The 15,315-nt window shown below is 40.8% G+C and carries 25 protein-coding genes, 1 tRNA gene and 1 pseudogene; all 27 read left to right on the top strand.

The features are described from left to right. Complete coding sequence (locus R5R67_RS14570) at nt 1-459, top strand: hypothetical protein (protein ID WP_318754932.1); 459 nt, start codon at nt 1-3, stop codon at nt 457-459. 38 nt (nt 460-497) lie between these two features. Further along, on the top strand, nt 498-779 hold the full coding sequence (locus R5R67_RS14565; protein ID WP_318754942.1) for a hypothetical protein: 282 nt from the start codon (nt 498-500) through the stop codon (nt 777-779). Continuing rightward, complete coding sequence (locus tag R5R67_RS14560) at nt 776-1,201, top strand: VRR-NUC domain-containing protein (protein WP_318754931.1); 426 nt, start codon at nt 776-778, stop codon at nt 1,199-1,201. Before R5R67_RS14565 ends, R5R67_RS14560 begins: the two co-directional genes overlap by 4 nt. 19 nt (nt 1,202-1,220) lie before the next feature. After that, nucleotides 1,221-1,454, top strand: coding sequence for a hypothetical protein (locus R5R67_RS14555; RefSeq protein ID WP_068541569.1), 234 nt, complete (start codon nt 1,221-1,223; stop codon nt 1,452-1,454). A 30-nt stretch (nt 1,455-1,484) separates the two neighbouring features. After that, nucleotides 1,485-2,024: a hypothetical protein gene (locus tag R5R67_RS14550; protein ID WP_000990567.1), complete on the top strand. Its 540-nt coding sequence runs from the start codon at nt 1,485-1,487 to the stop codon at nt 2,022-2,024. A gap of 492 nt (nt 2,025-2,516) precedes the next feature. After that, nucleotides 2,517-2,593: transfer RNA gene (locus tag R5R67_RS14545), tRNA-Arg, on the top strand. 125 nt (nt 2,594-2,718) lie between these two features. Further along, nucleotides 2,719-2,922, top strand: coding sequence for a hypothetical protein (locus R5R67_RS14540; protein WP_031995926.1), 204 nt, complete (start codon nt 2,719-2,721; stop codon nt 2,920-2,922). After that, nucleotides 2,873-3,154 carry a hypothetical protein gene (locus tag R5R67_RS14535; RefSeq protein WP_318754930.1) on the top strand — a complete coding sequence of 94 codons (282 nt, stop codon included), beginning with the start codon at nt 2,873-2,875 and terminating at the stop codon, nt 3,152-3,154. Before R5R67_RS14540 ends, R5R67_RS14535 begins: the two co-directional genes overlap by 50 nt. Nucleotides 3,155-3,203: 49 nt before the next feature. After that, the gene (locus R5R67_RS14530; protein WP_017394234.1) at nt 3,204-3,623 is read left to right on the top strand and encodes a hypothetical protein; all 420 of its coding nucleotides are present in this window, start codon (nt 3,204-3,206) and stop codon (nt 3,621-3,623) included. Between the two features lie 40 nt (nt 3,624-3,663). Continuing rightward, a complete protein-coding gene (locus R5R67_RS14525) occupies nt 3,664-4,146 on the top strand; it encodes a hypothetical protein (RefSeq protein WP_109428972.1) in 483 nt (160 codons plus the stop codon). 2 nt (nt 4,147-4,148) lie between these two features. Next, a complete protein-coding gene (locus tag R5R67_RS14520) occupies nt 4,149-4,298 on the top strand; it encodes a hypothetical protein (protein ID WP_153228065.1) in 150 nt (49 codons plus the stop codon). Nucleotides 4,299-4,488: 190 nt separating this feature from the next. Continuing rightward, on the top strand, nt 4,489-5,271 hold the full coding sequence (locus R5R67_RS14515) for a hypothetical protein (protein ID WP_104133612.1): 783 nt from the start codon (nt 4,489-4,491) through the stop codon (nt 5,269-5,271). 51 nt (nt 5,272-5,322) lie between these two features. Continuing rightward, nucleotides 5,323-5,784, top strand: coding sequence for a terminase small subunit (locus R5R67_RS14510; RefSeq protein WP_000729883.1), 462 nt, complete (start codon nt 5,323-5,325; stop codon nt 5,782-5,784). A 15-nt stretch (nt 5,785-5,799) separates the two neighbouring features. Further along, nucleotides 5,800-7,293, top strand: a complete 1,494-nt coding sequence (locus tag R5R67_RS14505; RefSeq protein WP_318754928.1) for a terminase — start codon at nt 5,800-5,802, stop codon at nt 7,291-7,293. Beyond that, the gene (locus R5R67_RS14500) at nt 7,293-8,699 is read left to right on the top strand and encodes a DUF4055 domain-containing protein (protein WP_318754926.1); all 1,407 of its coding nucleotides are present in this window, start codon (nt 7,293-7,295) and stop codon (nt 8,697-8,699) included. The genes R5R67_RS14505 and R5R67_RS14500 overlap by 1 nt, the downstream gene beginning before the upstream one ends. A 16-nt stretch (nt 8,700-8,715) precedes the next feature. Continuing rightward, complete coding sequence (locus tag R5R67_RS14495; protein ID WP_318754925.1) at nt 8,716-9,801, top strand: minor capsid protein; 1,086 nt, start codon at nt 8,716-8,718, stop codon at nt 9,799-9,801. Between the two features lie 294 nt (nt 9,802-10,095). Next, nucleotides 10,096-10,821 carry a hypothetical protein gene (locus tag R5R67_RS14490; RefSeq protein ID WP_016653815.1) on the top strand — a complete coding sequence of 242 codons (726 nt, stop codon included), beginning with the start codon at nt 10,096-10,098 and terminating at the stop codon, nt 10,819-10,821. 17 nt (nt 10,822-10,838) lie between these two features. After that, the gene (locus R5R67_RS14485; protein WP_001139644.1) at nt 10,839-11,855 is read left to right on the top strand and encodes a hypothetical protein; all 1,017 of its coding nucleotides are present in this window, start codon (nt 10,839-10,841) and stop codon (nt 11,853-11,855) included. 11 nt (nt 11,856-11,866) lie between these two features. After that, the gene (locus tag R5R67_RS14480) at nt 11,867-12,052 is read left to right on the top strand and encodes a hypothetical protein (protein ID WP_000818586.1); all 186 of its coding nucleotides are present in this window, start codon (nt 11,867-11,869) and stop codon (nt 12,050-12,052) included. Between the two features lie 56 nt (nt 12,053-12,108). Further along, a complete protein-coding gene (locus R5R67_RS14475) occupies nt 12,109-12,495 on the top strand; it encodes a hypothetical protein (RefSeq protein WP_318754923.1) in 387 nt (128 codons plus the stop codon). Nucleotides 12,496-12,498: 3 nt separating this feature from the next. Further along, a complete protein-coding gene (locus R5R67_RS14470; RefSeq protein ID WP_318754922.1) occupies nt 12,499-12,891 on the top strand; it encodes a glutamate 5-kinase in 393 nt (130 codons plus the stop codon). Further along, entirely contained in the window at nt 12,891-13,163 is a 273-nt protein-coding gene (locus R5R67_RS14465; protein ID WP_318754921.1) for a hypothetical protein, read from the top strand. Before R5R67_RS14470 ends, R5R67_RS14465 begins: the two co-directional genes overlap by 1 nt. Continuing rightward, the gene (locus tag R5R67_RS14460; protein ID WP_318754919.1) at nt 13,147-13,569 is read left to right on the top strand and encodes a hypothetical protein; all 423 of its coding nucleotides are present in this window, start codon (nt 13,147-13,149) and stop codon (nt 13,567-13,569) included. Before R5R67_RS14465 ends, R5R67_RS14460 begins: the two co-directional genes overlap by 17 nt. A 1-nt stretch (nt 13,570) precedes the next feature. Then, the gene (locus R5R67_RS14455; RefSeq protein ID WP_109428978.1) at nt 13,571-13,966 is read left to right on the top strand and encodes a phage tail terminator-like protein; all 396 of its coding nucleotides are present in this window, start codon (nt 13,571-13,573) and stop codon (nt 13,964-13,966) included. 247 nt (nt 13,967-14,213) lie between these two features. Beyond that, nucleotides 14,214-14,756 (top strand): phage antirepressor Ant, encoded by a 543-nt coding sequence (locus R5R67_RS14450; RefSeq protein ID WP_000991780.1) that lies wholly within the window; start codon nt 14,214-14,216, stop codon nt 14,754-14,756. Continuing rightward, nucleotides 14,746-15,009 carry a hypothetical protein gene (locus R5R67_RS14445; RefSeq protein ID WP_000184044.1) on the top strand — a complete coding sequence of 88 codons (264 nt, stop codon included), beginning with the start codon at nt 14,746-14,748 and terminating at the stop codon, nt 15,007-15,009. The genes R5R67_RS14450 and R5R67_RS14445 overlap by 11 nt, the downstream gene beginning before the upstream one ends. Nucleotides 15,010-15,129: 120 nt before the next feature. Next, nucleotides 15,130-15,315, top strand: a pseudogene (locus tag R5R67_RS14440) (hypothetical protein); the annotation flags it as partial.

Genomic DNA, 15,315 nt, shown 5'->3' with positions numbered 1-15,315 from the left:
ATGGATAAGTTTGAGGAATATTTCAGAACAACCAAGCACTATGAAAACATGTTGTTGGAGATTGCCAGAAATCAATTGTCTGTAAGTGTTTTTGATAAGAATGGCAGAAAGTACAGGAATCATATTGTTCAGACTGCTTATGAAGTTTTCCAGCACCAGCAAGCGAAAGTGGAGGAGCAAGCCCAAGAAATTTCGAATCTCAAAAGTTTGATTCAAGGGCATGAGCTACTACACCAACAGAACTTAAGTATAAAGCAGAAGTTGACTAGACGATCAGAGGAGCTGCAAAAGCGGGTGCAATTCCTTGAGCAAGAATTAGGTGCATGGAAAGGGAAATCTATTGCAGCGATGATAAATGGCATGTGTGGTCGTTGCGGTAAAGAACCGTTGCAAGGAATTGGCTCAGATAAAGAAGATTATGCGCTACTACATTGCTTTGGTTGTGGTGCAAACAAATAAGAATGGATAGGAGAGCAAGCGCTCAAGGGGGAAGGACAGTGAATAACGAAGAATTGGCCAAAATCGGAATGATGTTTATTCATTGGATTCAAGTTCATAGAGAATCTATCAATCGCTTTGAAGAGTTTCTGGATTGTTTTGTGCATGACCCTGATGAGCCAGTGCATACAAAAAAGGACTACGACAAAGCATGGGAAATTCAGAAGGAAGCTTCTGTATTGGGTAGTGAAGCGAAAAGACGCTATGAAACCTTGCTTGAAGAAGTTGACCTATATCTAGCGCGTGAAAGAACTGATGTTCTTGAGGCAGGTGACCAATGACCACATTCAAAGAGGCTCAAAGGGTCCAGTCACTGAAGGCAGCTCGCTCTAAGCGATTCAACCGAGTACCTACAGAAGATCAAGAACAAATGACGCTCATGAGTTGGGCGCATCGAGTGAAGTATGGTTCAGGTCGTTTGAGTGATTACTTGTTTCATATTCCAAATGGTGGCTCAAGAAACATTATTGAAGCTGCAAAGTTTAAAAAGTTGGGCGTGAAGGCTGGTGTTCCAGACCTTCAACTTATCATTCCAAATGGTGAAGTACACGGGCTTTGGATTGAGTTGAAGTCAAAGAAAGGGAAGTTACAACCAAGTCAAAGGCTCATGATTCAACGCTTAGAAGAACAAGGTTACATGTGCAAAGTCTGCTTCGGTGCAGATGAAGCCATAGATGAAATTAAAAAGTATTTATGTATTTGAGCAGTTGAGGGGAATAGGGATGAATGAAGTAACAGAAAAGTTTATTGAGGTTAAAGAGGCTGTTTCAACCAAGGTTGAGATTTGCGCAAAAGCAATAAGCGATGATTCAAGAAATTTAAGAACAATCCAGCGGCTAGTGATTTGTGATTTTGTCGGCTCAATACTTGCTGAAATTGGTCGTGATGAAACATTGAAAATGCTTGACGAATTAAAAGCAGGTGTTGAGGCGGTTTATAAGCAGTCTTTGAATTAAGAGGATTGGAATGGCTTTAGAGGTGACGGTATGAATGCGGCAGTAGTAACGGAAAAATTATCAAATCTTGAATGGGTTGGTCAGCAAATGAGAGCTAAAACGGCAAGCTATGAAACGTCTACTGCATCGACAGGAGAGAAAGCGCCTACTTGGGAAGAGCGTTGCGGGGCTATTTCTTCAATTGAAGATGAGGCAACTAAGGCATATTGCGAGATGTTAGTGTGGGGTGATTCAAGAGACACGACACAGGCATTTAAGACGCTTGTTGAGCATATTGGTGAGATATTACATGAAGCAGCAAGCAAAGAGCGTCAGCGACATCACTTTGACCTTAAATTGTTTTGCATGAAGGTAGCTCGCATGCAGGTATTCTTTAAGATGCGTCCAGTGATCAAAGAAGATCGTACTTTGCAGGGACAATTGAAGTTCTGCGGGATTGATGAGATCAAAGCAGATACATATAGCAAGAACTATGCTTATCTTGGCGCAATGGTAGATATTATTTTGAAAGACATGGAAGATGAAATCGATTTCTATGTAGGGCAGTACCGTAAAAAGCTAAACAATTGACAGCTAAACGGATTTAAGGTAATGTTTTTCTATACTGGTCGTATTACGGATTTCCGAAGACCAACACATCAAAGCTCACTTAATCGTGGGCTTTTTGCTTTTATGCCCTACAAGCTTAGAACATTGGATTCCGATGTGCTGGACTGGATTTCTAGTCGATGCTTAAACGTAGGGCTTTTTTGTTGTCTGAAATAAACCTGAACAATTGGTGATTCTATGAAATAACGTCAGCCATTAGGTAATTCGGATTTGTGACGCTGTGCATTCATTTGCTCAGCTATAAGCGCAAACGGTGTGATGCAGAAACCAGCCATATAAGTGGTTTGAATCCAGTGCGATTTCGTCACGTACTGAGTGGGCCTTAGAGTAAATTACAGAATTGGGGTGACACCCCACCCAAAACGAAACGAAAATTAAGAAGTCAGATTGATAGCCCATTTCGAGATGATGGATTGATGAGTAGCGTCTGGCCCCGCGGTGAGGGCTTTTAATGCGCCATTAGCTCAACTGGAAAGAGCATGGGTTTTCTATACCAATGGTTGCAGGTTCGAATCCTGCATGGCGTGCCATTTAATTTAGAGAAGTGAGTGGGCATAATTAGTTTGTGGTAGGAAAACGATAGGATACCTCACACCACAGTAAACGTTCTTATTACAAAGCTCATTTCATCTAAGTCATATGGATTGGGGTGAACATGGACACAATCGAAGCGAAGAAGAATTTAGAAATCTATAAACGCAATCTTAGCCGGTTAGAAAATTATAACCATTTATTCAGTAGCCATACGTTTAAGACTGAATGTCAGCGTGAAGTAAATACTCTCAGAACCAGAATAGAGAATCTAGAAAATGCGTTCGACAAAGAGGCTAAACGAAATAAGAGCGCTACCTTGCGTTAGATGCGGCTATCCTCACTCACAAGCGGCTCATTCTAATAGCTCAAAACACGGGAAAGGGCGTGGTATCAAGGCAAGTGATTTATACGCAGTTCCGCTGTGCTACGTTTGCCATTCTGCTTTCGATAAGTTTGAATTAGGCACAAGACAAGAATCAGAAGCGATGTTTGATCAATGGTTAGAAAAGACTGAATTGATGTTAAAAATAGATACAAATTCCGACAGTGTTTTTTAATTAAATCATGTGGTTATGATATAATTGTGCTTTATGATCGAGGTGTAAAATGATACTAATAAACTTTGGTTGGTGTGGCATAAAATTCAAAAGATCACATGAGTTTGGTAGATTAACAGAAGCCCCATTTTGGCAACTTAAATTCATTTTCTTTGAGTTACTGAAATTTCAAAAAGGTGCTAGTTCGCGCTTCATTAATTATGCATGGAATATGTATAACGACACTGAGCAGACAAAAGAATGGGTTGCTGAAGTCAAAGAGGCTAAAGACAAAGCCTACAATGAAGTGGAAAAGTACTATGAAGAAAAGTATGGGCGAAAGATCGAAGAATTAGAGAAGCGTAATGAATCACTACAGCGCCAATATTCACAGGTCTATTATGAGAAGCATGCACTACAGCAGACAATAAAAATAATCAATGGTGAAGAAGTTCGCCCCGATTTCCTTATGGGCGCGGATCCAAATTAGAACACGCCACCCTCGGGTGGTTTTTTATTGCGAGGTCAAAATGGAACCTAGATTCGTCATCAAAAACCATTCTGACATCAACTATGTAATTGGCTATCTCAATACTAATCATGCTAAAGCTGCGAGTGAAGGGAAGCCTTTAGTCGTATTGATTGCACCACAAGAGAAAGATCGTTCAAAGGCTCAAAACCGTTTGTACTGGATGTGGCTTAATCAGTGGGCTAAACGTCAAGGTACTGATAAAGACTATGAGCATCTATTCTTCAAAAAGAACTTCTTAGCAAAAATCTATGATCGTGATGATGTTGGTCAATATAAGAAAACATTCAAGGCTGTAAGAGAATTAAAGGATTCTAAGCATCCACTCTACCAAGATGTAGCAAACGGTCTATGTGAGCTAATGAGCACTACAGATGCAAGCACAGCTCAATTCACTGAATACCTAAACGACATTCACGCATTCTGCAATAAACAAGGGTGTTATTTGGAAACGCCTGATGATCTTAAGTATGTGCTGGAATAGTTATGAATCAATATCATTGGGTTGAATTGGGAACAACAAAGCCGCTTTTTACTGTATTTGCTAAGACTGAAAAGCAAGCGTTGTCAAAGTTAAGAAAATATTTAGCCAAAGTTGGCAAAGAAAAAATCGAATTGGCAAGAGTTATTGGTTAGAGGCGAATATGGCCTGTAAAGGATGTGAGGAACGTCGTGACTGGATCAAACAACAATTCCAACTGTTCAAAGAAAGATTGCGGTTGCGGAAACAAAGCCAGGCAGGTTTAGAGCTTTAAATAATCAGTTGCCGAGCTAGGGTTTAAAACTTTGTTATAATTCACTTATTACATTAACAAAAGGTTGATAAGTGGAAATTTTTAATAATACAAAAAAGTATGGTCCAAACACTAAAATTTGGAGATACATGGACCTAACAAAGTTTTTAGATCTGATTTTAAATAAATCCATCTATTTAAGAAGAATCGATAAGTTTGAAGATCCATATGAGGGATATATTTCAAGTGCTTACAAAGCAGATCTTAGTGCTCAGTATGAAGTAATTCAATCAGATTTTAATATCTCTCAAGAAGCCAAAGATCGATTACATCAAACACATCTTACTGGATTGGAATTAATACCATTATATGCCTATGCAAGTTGTTGGTTTATAGGGGATGTAGAATCTGCTGCTATGTGGAAATTGTATGGGCAAAGCAATGATTGCATTGCGATTTGTAGCACAATTTATGATTTAGGATTAGCTCTTGAAGAAGGTGATAATGAAGAAGGGGATATTTATTTACAAGAAATTGATTATGTAGATGATTCTTCCTCAGTGAATGCTAAAAATTTCTTAAAACCAATGTTTGAGAAAAGAGTGAGTTTTGCTCATGAAAATGAATTTAGAGCTTTATACTTACTTAATCAAGCGCGTACCCTTTTAAATAGCAATATACATCAGCCGAAAAAGGAAGATGTGCGAAATACTGATGGAATCAAGTTGGATATTGATGTTAAACAGCTGGTCAGGTCTATTTATATATCACCTACAGCGAATGGTAACTTTAAACCAATTGTGGAAAGGGTTTTAGAATTGGCTGGATTTGATGGACTAGAATGCATCCAATCAGAGTTATACAAATTAAAGTAAAATAATTTTCAGTAACCGCCCAAGTGGCGGTTTTTTTTATGAGGTAAATATATGGCAGCTCCAATCGGTAATAGATTCTGGGAGCAGCGCAGCTCTCACGGTCGTAAACCGATCTTTGAAGATCCAGAACAACTATGGGAAGCTGCCTGTGAATACTTTGAATGGGTTACAGATAACCCACTAGAAGAGGCGAAGGCATTTGCATATGAGGGCGTTGTAACTGTTGAAGATTTGCCGAAGATGCGCGCAATGACCATTCAAGGTCTATGTTTCTTTCTTGATATCTCTGACGAAACTTGGGCAACTTACTGCTCTAAAGAAGGTTTTATTGGAATCTGTAGCGATATCAAAAGGGTTATCTTCACTCAAAAGTTTGAAGGTGCAAGTGCTGGATTGCTTAATGCTTCTATTGTTGCCCGTGAGCTTGGCTTAGCTGACAAACAAGAGAATAAGCTGACACTTGAAGTTCAGTCATTATCAGAATTGATGGATGAAATAGGGAAGGATGCGTAACTATAAGGAGTAGCCATGCTGAAACCTGAGCATAAAGCGAAACTTAAAGACCAGTTATGGCGCTTAAATAATCTTTACTACATTACAAATAAGGAAGGCAAACAAGTTAAGTTCAAGATGACACTTGAACAGCTTGAATACTTCGAAAACGAATGGACACGTAACATCATCTTAAAGGCACGTCAGTTAGGTTTTACCACTGAGATGTGCATGATTCAGTTAGATGCTGCATTGTTCATGTCTGATAAGTGTGCTTTGATTGCCCATACATTACATGATGCTAAGCGTCTGTTCCGTGAAAAGGTTAAGTACGCTTACGATCGCTTGCCACACCTTATCAAAGCAGCCAATCCTTTAGAGATTCAAACTAAAGATGAGCTTGTTTTTAGCAAAGGTGGCTCAATTACCGTTTCAACTTCATTTCGTGGTGGAACTTTAGACCGATTACATGTGTCTGAGTTCGGTAAGATTTGTGCGAAGTTCCCAGATAAAGCACGTGAGATTGTTACTGGTGCATTTGAAGCAGTAAGCCTTAAAGGTCGTATCACACTCGAAAGTACTGCTGAAGGTAAAAGTGGTTACTTCTACGAATTTTGCCAATTAGCTGAAAAGTTATTATTACTCAGCAAAAAACTAAGTCCTCTTGATTGGAAATTCTTTTTCTTCTCCTGGTGGAAGAATGCTGATTATGAAATTGAACCAACTGAAGAACTACCTCAGCGACTAGTTCAGTATTTTGAAGAACTGGAAGTTAAGCACAAGATTAAAACAACGCCAAAGCAAAGGGCTTGGTATCACTCAAAAGAGAAAACTCTTGGCGAGGATATGAAGCGGGAATATCCAAGTATTCCTAGTGAAGCTTTTGCTCAGTCTGTTGAAGGTGCTTACTACAAGAACCAATTTAAATTCTTGTATGCCAATAAACGCATTGGTGTATTGCCTTCTAATGATCATTTACCTGTTATGACCTTCTGGGACTTAGGTGTCTCAGATTCTATGGTGATCTGGTTTATTCGAAAGCTATCAGATACTTGCTATCAGGTAATTGATTACTACGAAAACTCAGGCGAAGGTATGCGGCACTATTTCAAAGTGCTTAAAGACAAAGGCTACAAGTACAGCAAGCATTACGCTCCACACGACATCAAAAACCGTTCTCTTATGAATGATGGTAAGTCTCGACTAGACATTGCCAAAGAAGGTTATGTGCTTGATGACGGGGAGAAATACTCAGTCAACTTCGAAGTGGTGCCAAATATAACGGTGATGGATGGTATTGAGCAGGTTCGTGAGATTTTGCCTCTATGTGAATTTGATGAGTACAAATGTGCAGAAGGCATCACTCATCTTGAGAACTACCGAAAAGAGTGGAATGACAAGCTTGGATGTTGGAAAGACAACCCACTTCATGACATTCACTCACACGGTGCTGATGGCTTCCGTATGTTTGCTGTGGCTATGGGTAAAAAGGTTGTTGCAAAAACACTAGATATAGGAATGGTTTACTAATGCCAGTTAATACTGAACATCAAGCTTATGCAGACATGAAAAAGCGTTGGGAAACTATCGACGATGTCTGTGATGGTTCTGCCACGGTTAAGAAGCGTGGCGAACTTTATTTACCAAAACCCAATGTATCGTCTGATTTAACGCAGAATGATCAATATTATTTGGCTTACTTAACCCGTGCTGTGTTTTATGAGATTTCTAAAGACACATTAAACAAGATGGTGGGCGTGGTATTTGCTGAGGACCCAACGTTCGAACCGGATGGAATGGATTTTCTTAAATACGATGCAGATGGTACAGGTAAGTCAATTTACCAAGTTGCACAATCTGCCTTGCAAGGTCAGCTTAAACATGCACGTGGTGGTTTATTTGTTGATTATCCAACTACTGACGGCAATGTGTCTGTGCAGCAGGCAGAGAGCTTAGGCATTCGACCAACAATCGTATTTTATGAGTCGTTGAGCATTATCAATTGGAGTCTAAAGCGAGTTGGTTCGGTCTATAAGCCTGAACTTATTGTCTTGCATGAGAAGTCCACAGAAAAAGATCCAGAAGACGAATTCTCTAAGAAAGAAATCAATATTTACCGCGTACTTCGACTTGATGAAAACAATGAATATAACGTTCAAGTTTATACAGATAAGTCAGGAGAACTACAGGGCGGTGATGCCTTCTATCCAACGAATTCATTAGGCCAAAGATGGAATGAAATTCCTTTTATTCCTTTGGGGTCTTTGGCTAATGATTGGAATATTGACCCGATCCCATTAGAACCAATTGTCACTATGAACTTGGCCCATTATCAAAACAGCGCAAGCTATGAAGAAATGGTATTTATCTGTGGACAAGCTCAGCCAGTTATTAATGAACTTGATGAAGGTTGGCGTGACTGGTTGCAGAAAAATGGAGTTCGCTTAGGTTCTAAGAATCCTTTAATGCTTCCGAAAGGCTCATCATTTGACTACAAGCAAGTCACTGAAAGCACCTTAGCAAAACAGGCTATGGATGCTAAAGAAAAGTACATGCAGGCGATGGGGGCGAAGATCCTTGAGACTGAACAAGTCAATAAGACTGCTACCCAATCAAATAATGAAAAGCTCGCTCAGTACAGTGTTCTTTCTTTGTGTGCGGCTAATACCAATGAGGCGATGGAATACGCGCTTAAATGGTGTGCTGCATACTACGGAAGTGGATCTAAAGCGAAACTCACAATTAAACAAGATTTCGCTAAAGGCAAGATTGACCTTGATACGCTTAAATTCTATTGGGAAATGGTGCTTGCTAATCGCATGAGTATGGAAACCTTCCATGAGTTGCTAACTACTGGGAAAGTTCCAGAAATTAGCTATGAAGATGAGCAAACACGTATAGAAAGCGAGTCAGTTAATAGACCTATGGTGGTTTAATTCTCAGGAGTGACAAATGAACGTCCAGTTGTCACAACAAGCTCTACTTGATGCCCTGGTATCACATCAGGCCTATCTTTATCGGCTCTCTTCAACTGAAATCAATAATCTTCTAACACAATTTGATTCGCTCTCTAGTGAGATGCTTTCAAAGTTAAGAGATTTGTTAGATGACTTGAGTGACGCTGAAAAGACTGCATTGATGGCAGGGCAATACACAACGCCAGCTTTGAAAGAAGTTAGAACATTGGTTCAGACTTGGCAGGCAAGTGTAGCGTCAGGATTGCTTGAGAGCTTCACTGTAAGCGCTACTGCATTAGCGGTGTATGAAGCTACATATCAGGCTAAAACCCTCGCTAATCGCAAAATAGAACCAAATGGAAAGACGCTATTCAACAAGGCAAAGAAAACGCCTTTAAGCGGTGGTGTGCTGCTTGATTACCTATTCGAGAAGATCGCAGACGATGCAAAAGTTCGGGTAGAGCAAACTATTCGAGATGGTCTATCTCGGGGTCAGACAAACCAGCAGATTGTTCAGCGAATTAAAGGCAAGAAGGCTCTTAATTACCAAGACGGTTTGCTTGATCAGAGTAGAAACCAGATTTCTACAATGGTACGAACTGCTCGAAGTCATGTGTCCAATGTTGCTCTGAATGAAACATATCAGATCATTGGTGTTGAATATGTAAAGTTCATCGCAACACTAGATAGCCGCACTTCTAAAATCTGCATGGGTTATTCAGACAAGGTTTATAAGAAAGATGAACCTCATCCTGTGCCACCACTTCACCCCAACTGTAGATCGATTCTAATTCCCGTCTCTGATGATTCAGGAAAAACAATTGGGATGCGTCCATTTAACAATAAAGTGAATGGTGAAGGTGAAATAGGCGTTGTTGATTCAAATACAACTTTCAAAGGTTGGTTTGATAAACAAGATGCAGCTTTTCAAAAGTCTTGGCTTGGGCCAACAAGATACAAACTATTCAAAGAGGGTAAGTATTCTCTAGATAAGTTTGTAGATCCGCTAACAGGTCAGCCATTCACACTTGCTGAACTCAAAAAGCTAGATGAAGAAATGTTTAAGAGGTTGGGATTATGAAAGTAATTAGTCGAGGTGTGCCGCCCGAGTTGCAGACCTATAGAGACTCATGTGGCAAGTGTTATTCAGTTATCGAATTTCAAAAGAATGAGTTGCGAGTCATGAGCGATAGAAACGAAACTATCTATGTGTTGAATTGCCCTGTATGTCGTAACGATATTTGGATTGCATCTCAAGCATTAAAGCCAGTTATTTATAGAAATATGTAAAACAACTTAATTCAAACCTTAGCAGCTTCGGCTGCTTTTTTATTGCCCGCAGTTTGTGACTGCAAAACCGCTCAGGGAGCAAAACATGAAATACAAACTCGATAGCCTAGAGGGCTTATCTGATGAAATGAAAGCGCTTTACGAAGAAAAAGATGGCGCATTTTATTTAAAAGTTGAAGGTCTGCCGCAGCAAGATAATTCAGAACTGGATGGGCTGAAACGGAAAGTTGAAGAACTTCTTGGTGAAAAGAAAACTGCCCAGCAAAAACAACGTGAAGCTGAAGAAAAAGCTCAACGTGAAGCCGAAGAAGCAGCCCGTAAAAAAGGTGACGTTGCTGCAATTGAAGCATCTTGGAAAGCCAAGCTTGAGCAAGCAGAAGCAAAACATGCAGAAGCTACCAAAGCATTGCAAGACCAAGTCTACAAATTAACTGTCGGGCAAACAGCACAAGCATTAGCAAGTGAGCTTTCAATCAAAGGCTCGGAGGCAGTTTTGCTTCCACATATTACAAATCGTCTTCAGGTTGAAACTGATGAAAACGGTGAGGTCAAAGTACGTGTACTAGATTCGCAGGGCAAACCTAGTGCTTTAAGTATTGATGACCTCAAAAAAGAGTTCCGCGGCAATGTGGCATTCAAGCCATTAATTGTTGCTTCAAATGCGTCAGGAAGTGGGGCTTCTGGCGGTGGTTCGGGTGGTGGAGCTGCCAAGAAACCAAGTGAAATGACCACGCAAGAGCGCTTGGAATTCCAAAAGAATGACCCTCAAGGGTTCCAAGCAGCAGTAGCGAATGGTGACTTTAATAATTAATTTTTGGGAGTAACTCCATGCCTTCTTTAGTAGAAGTATTTAACCGTGACGTAGTTTTATCTTATCTACGTCCAAATCCTGTGGCAGTTTCGCCACTCGTGCAGTCAGGTGCATTTGTATCTGATGAATCTTTGCGTCCTTTGCTTACAAGCGGTTCATCAACATTCGTCGTTCCATACATTAACGGTGTGGATGGTAATGTTGAACAGAACTATGGCAACACCATTTTGACTGATATCGCAATGCCTCGCACGATTGATGCAGGTGAAATGCAAGGCCGCGTTGCTTATATGAACGAAGGCTTTCTTGAGTCTGTTCTTGGGCAGTATTTATCGAAGGTCAATTCACTTGAGCTTATTGGTGGAATGCTGAATAAGTATTGGCAACAAGCTGCCGAAAACCGTGCTCTAGCAACAGTAATTGGCTTGCGTAATTATGACCAGGCGAACGGCAAGCGATTCACTACTGACATCTCTGCTTCAACAGCAACAGATGCTTCACGTTGGTCAGTAGATGCCTACATTGATGCGGAAAGCACAATGAATGCTTCATTACGTGGACGTGGTGTGATGTTCGTGCATTCACGTATTGCTGCGAAGATGCGTAAACAGCAATTACTTGAACAAGTGACCACAAGTGATAACTTGCCACCAATCACCGTTTACAACGGGCGCGCAGTCATTGAAACAGATACCAATACGCAAATTGGCACAGGCGCAAACGCTAAGTTCATCACGATTCTTGCAGGTCCACGCGCATTTGCATATGACTCTGTTCCCGGTCCAAAAGATTTGAAGGTTGAAGAAACACAATCAACTGGTAATGGTGCTGGTCATGAAATCCTTTGGACGCGTCGCAACATGTTGATCCATCCGCAAGGTTTTAGCTTCATTGCACCTAAAGACACTTTAACTGGTGGTACAGAGCGTGAGTCTTTAAGCGCTTCTTGGGCTGATTTGCAGAAGGCAGCTAACTGGGAACTTGTAACCAAACCAGAAGACACCTCAATCCGCTTCCTAATTACTAACCTTTAAGGAGAGCAGTCATGGCTGAGAAGCAACCAGACTACAAATACCAATACCCAACTGACCGCCGATATGCTGATGACGCAACAGACACATTAGCAGCAGGCACAATGTTTGACCCTGCCAAAACAGCGGGTGATTATGGCATTAAGGACCCTGAAGTAGCAGTTCCTGTGCCAGAAGCACCGCTGAATGGTGGTGCATAACTAAAGCAGGGCGGCTTTCGGGCCGTCCTTCTTAATTAGATTTTTAGGATTAAGCTATGAACTATGTAACAGTCGAAAGTGTGACTCAAAAGCTAGGGCCTGACTGGTGGGGAACTGGTGATCCAGTTATTGCTGTAATGCAGGCTAATGCGTGGCTTAATGCTAGAAATTTACCAGATTATCCAGACGGTGAAGTGCCTGATGCAATCCTCACAGCAGGAGCTTATCTGGCAAAGCTTGCAGCAGCAGGGCAACTCTACACAACTAAAGAAGGTGTTGTTGCCTCTAAAACGGTATCTGCACAGTCTGGAACATCAGTAAGCAAGACCTATGTTGCTGGCAAAGAAGAATCGGTCAGTGGAGATATGCAATTTATCCTTGACCTTCTAGAGCCATTCTTTAGTGAGAAGTATCACATCAACACATATGTCATTACGGAGTAAGCCATGGGAATGCGTGATGAGATTCAGCAAGAACTTGGAGCTGCCTTTGATGCTGAAGATGAGCTTGCTGATGCTGTAGATACATTCACTTGTACCCGGAAAAAATTAGTTAGCTCCAATCCCGCGACTGGTGAGGATACTTACACCGAATATGTATATAGCGGCAGAGGCGTCCTATTTGGAAGCTGGGCAAAAGATTTGGTCAAGCCTATAGATTACCGAGCAACAGACTCTAAAGCCGTGCTACTGCAAAATGAAGTGAAGGATTCAGCAGGAACTTTAGTTAAGCCAGATGTTAATGATATTTGGGTGATTGAAGGTGGCAATTATCGAGTTGTGAGTTATGGAAAAGATGCGGCAGATTCATGCTGGTTCTGCCAATTGAGGAAAGTCTAATGATTAACTTAGATGATGGAAATCTAATTACTCAGGCCATTAATGAAGATGGCGTTTATCACGTTGAGGTCCGCAAATCTACTAATGGACCAAAGAAGGTGATGTTAGAGGGCGAAGAATGCAAGTTCGTTATCTTTGCGGATACTAACAAGGGCTATCTTATTCGACATAAGACAACTATTGACGGTCGGGTTGTTACAGTAGGGAATGAACCAGTATTTGAGATACTTTTTGGTAAAGTTGAGGTGACTTTTGATGGGCTGGACAAATAAACCGAGTGCCTTCATTAAAACAATTGAAGCCGACCTTACAAAAAAACAGAAAGATATTGTCATTGATGCGTTGGGTGGAGTGGTAATGCAAAGCCCTGTTGATGAGGGAACATTCCGTGCATCACATCGAGTCAGTATCAATCAGCAAGATATGACTTTTAATGAGTCAGAGAAGGATAAAAACGGCACACCAACTATTAACAAAGGTGAAGCCGTTATTTCTAGATTGGTGCCTTATTCAACGGTCTACATCCAAACGAATGCACCATATGCACCTAAGATTGAGTATGGCGACTTTACTGATAAACCAGAAACACCAAAAACTACAGGCGGCTACTCAAGACAAGCGCCTCAAGGTGTCTATGGCCTAACTTTTAACTATATTGCTCAGAAATACGGTGGTTAAAATGGCAATGACTTTAGATCAAGCACGACAGGCCATTATTACTAGAGCAATGGCCTTTACTGGAATTGAGCAGACCCGAATTAAATATCCTAATAAAGACTTTACAGTTCCGACTGATGGGCTTTGGTGTGAAATTAATGTGTTATGGGGCGGTTCAATCATTGCAGGAATTGGTGACGTGCCTTGTACAAGGCGAACAGGGATTATCTCAATCAACTGCATGGCTCGTCTGAACACACATGAAGTAGTAATCACAAAGCTCGCTGATGCTTGGTTAGCTCATTTTGAATACTTTACGAGCGGACAGTTAGAAGTCTTACAAGGTCAAGTGCAGAACCTCGGCAGTAATGGGGATTTCATTCAGTACAACATTTCAATAAATTATCGCGTCAATTAACGAATTTAACTTTTAAACGAACCTGTCCTTAGCGGCAGGTTTTTTTATGCCTGAAATTCAGGCGAACACTGGCTAGGTTGATCCCCGAAAAGCACACTTTTCATGTTCAGTGTGCCTGCCAGTTTATTTTCTTCAAATATCTAATTTTAAAGATAAATCCAAACTTGGGTTAACCGTTTTGCCATACAGATATGTCTCGTTACCGCATGTCTGTGTGGCTTTTTTATTTGGTAACGAGGTAAACGATATGAATGCAATTGTGAAAATTGAAAATCAAACTCCATTTATCGAAGTTGAATTAAATGGAAAAGTCCAACTCGGCGTGAATGCGCGTGACCTACATAAAATGTTAGAGGTTAAGACGGACTTTTCGGATTGGATTAAGCGACGCATTAAACAATGTGGCTTTGAAGAGAATTTTGATTTTATTAAGCTCCTCAAAAAAGAGGAGCTTTCAAAAACAGGACAAAACCTAATTGAGTACATCATCTCGGTGGATATGACCAAACACCTTGGGATGATGGAGCGCAATAAAAAAGGTCATGAGATCCGCAAATACTACATCGAGCAAGAGGAATTGGCTCGTCAACTCAAAGATGGGCTACAGGTACGCATTGGCAAGCTTTCAGCACAACTTGAGCTGATTACCCAATCTCTGTCAGGCGCAGCAAGCTTTCTATCAATCCATGGTAAGCAAACAAAGCCAGCTATGCTTAAAGAATTGGATGATCTGATTAAGGAAGCGCAACCATCCTTAGATTTTGATGAGGATAAAGATAATGACAAATAATGTTCCTGCTTACATTGTGGTGGAGTGCAGGCCAAGCACAGAAGAAGATGGTTATGCCGATATTGTTATTCATAACGACACCTACATTTTTGAAAGTGTAGAGCCGACAGAAAACCTGCGCGCAGCAATGCTAATAGCTATTGATATTGAGCGAACCAAGCCAAACCATCGACACATTACACTGCATGCCGAAAGCATCCTGAAACTATGCAAAGGCATACAGGGTGAAACCATAGATTCCAACAAACATTAAACCCAGCCAAGTGCGGGGTTAATTATTTCCAAACCAATGCCGCCGAAAGGCGGTTTTTTATGCCTAAATAATTTATGTACCACCTCATCGGTGGTTTTTTTATGTCTATAGGAATCACTTATGAGCAATTTTGTTTTTAAGCGTGGTGACACATTCAACTTAAACCTACAGTTGGTTGATATGGATGAAGCCCTGCAATATCCACCGGATGATGTTCGCCGTGCCATCGATCTGACAGGCTATACATTCACATCGCAAGTTAAATCGTTGGCTGATGGAGCAGCTGTGGCTACCTTGACTTGTGCG

Origin of the sequence: Acinetobacter sp. OYA S30, assembly GCF_033599315.1 — a bacterium.
GTDB lineage: Bacteria > Pseudomonadota > Gammaproteobacteria > Pseudomonadales > Moraxellaceae > Acinetobacter > Acinetobacter baumannii.
The sequence above is the reverse complement of the archived record's forward strand: the minus strand, read 5'-3'. Positions and strand labels throughout refer to the sequence as shown.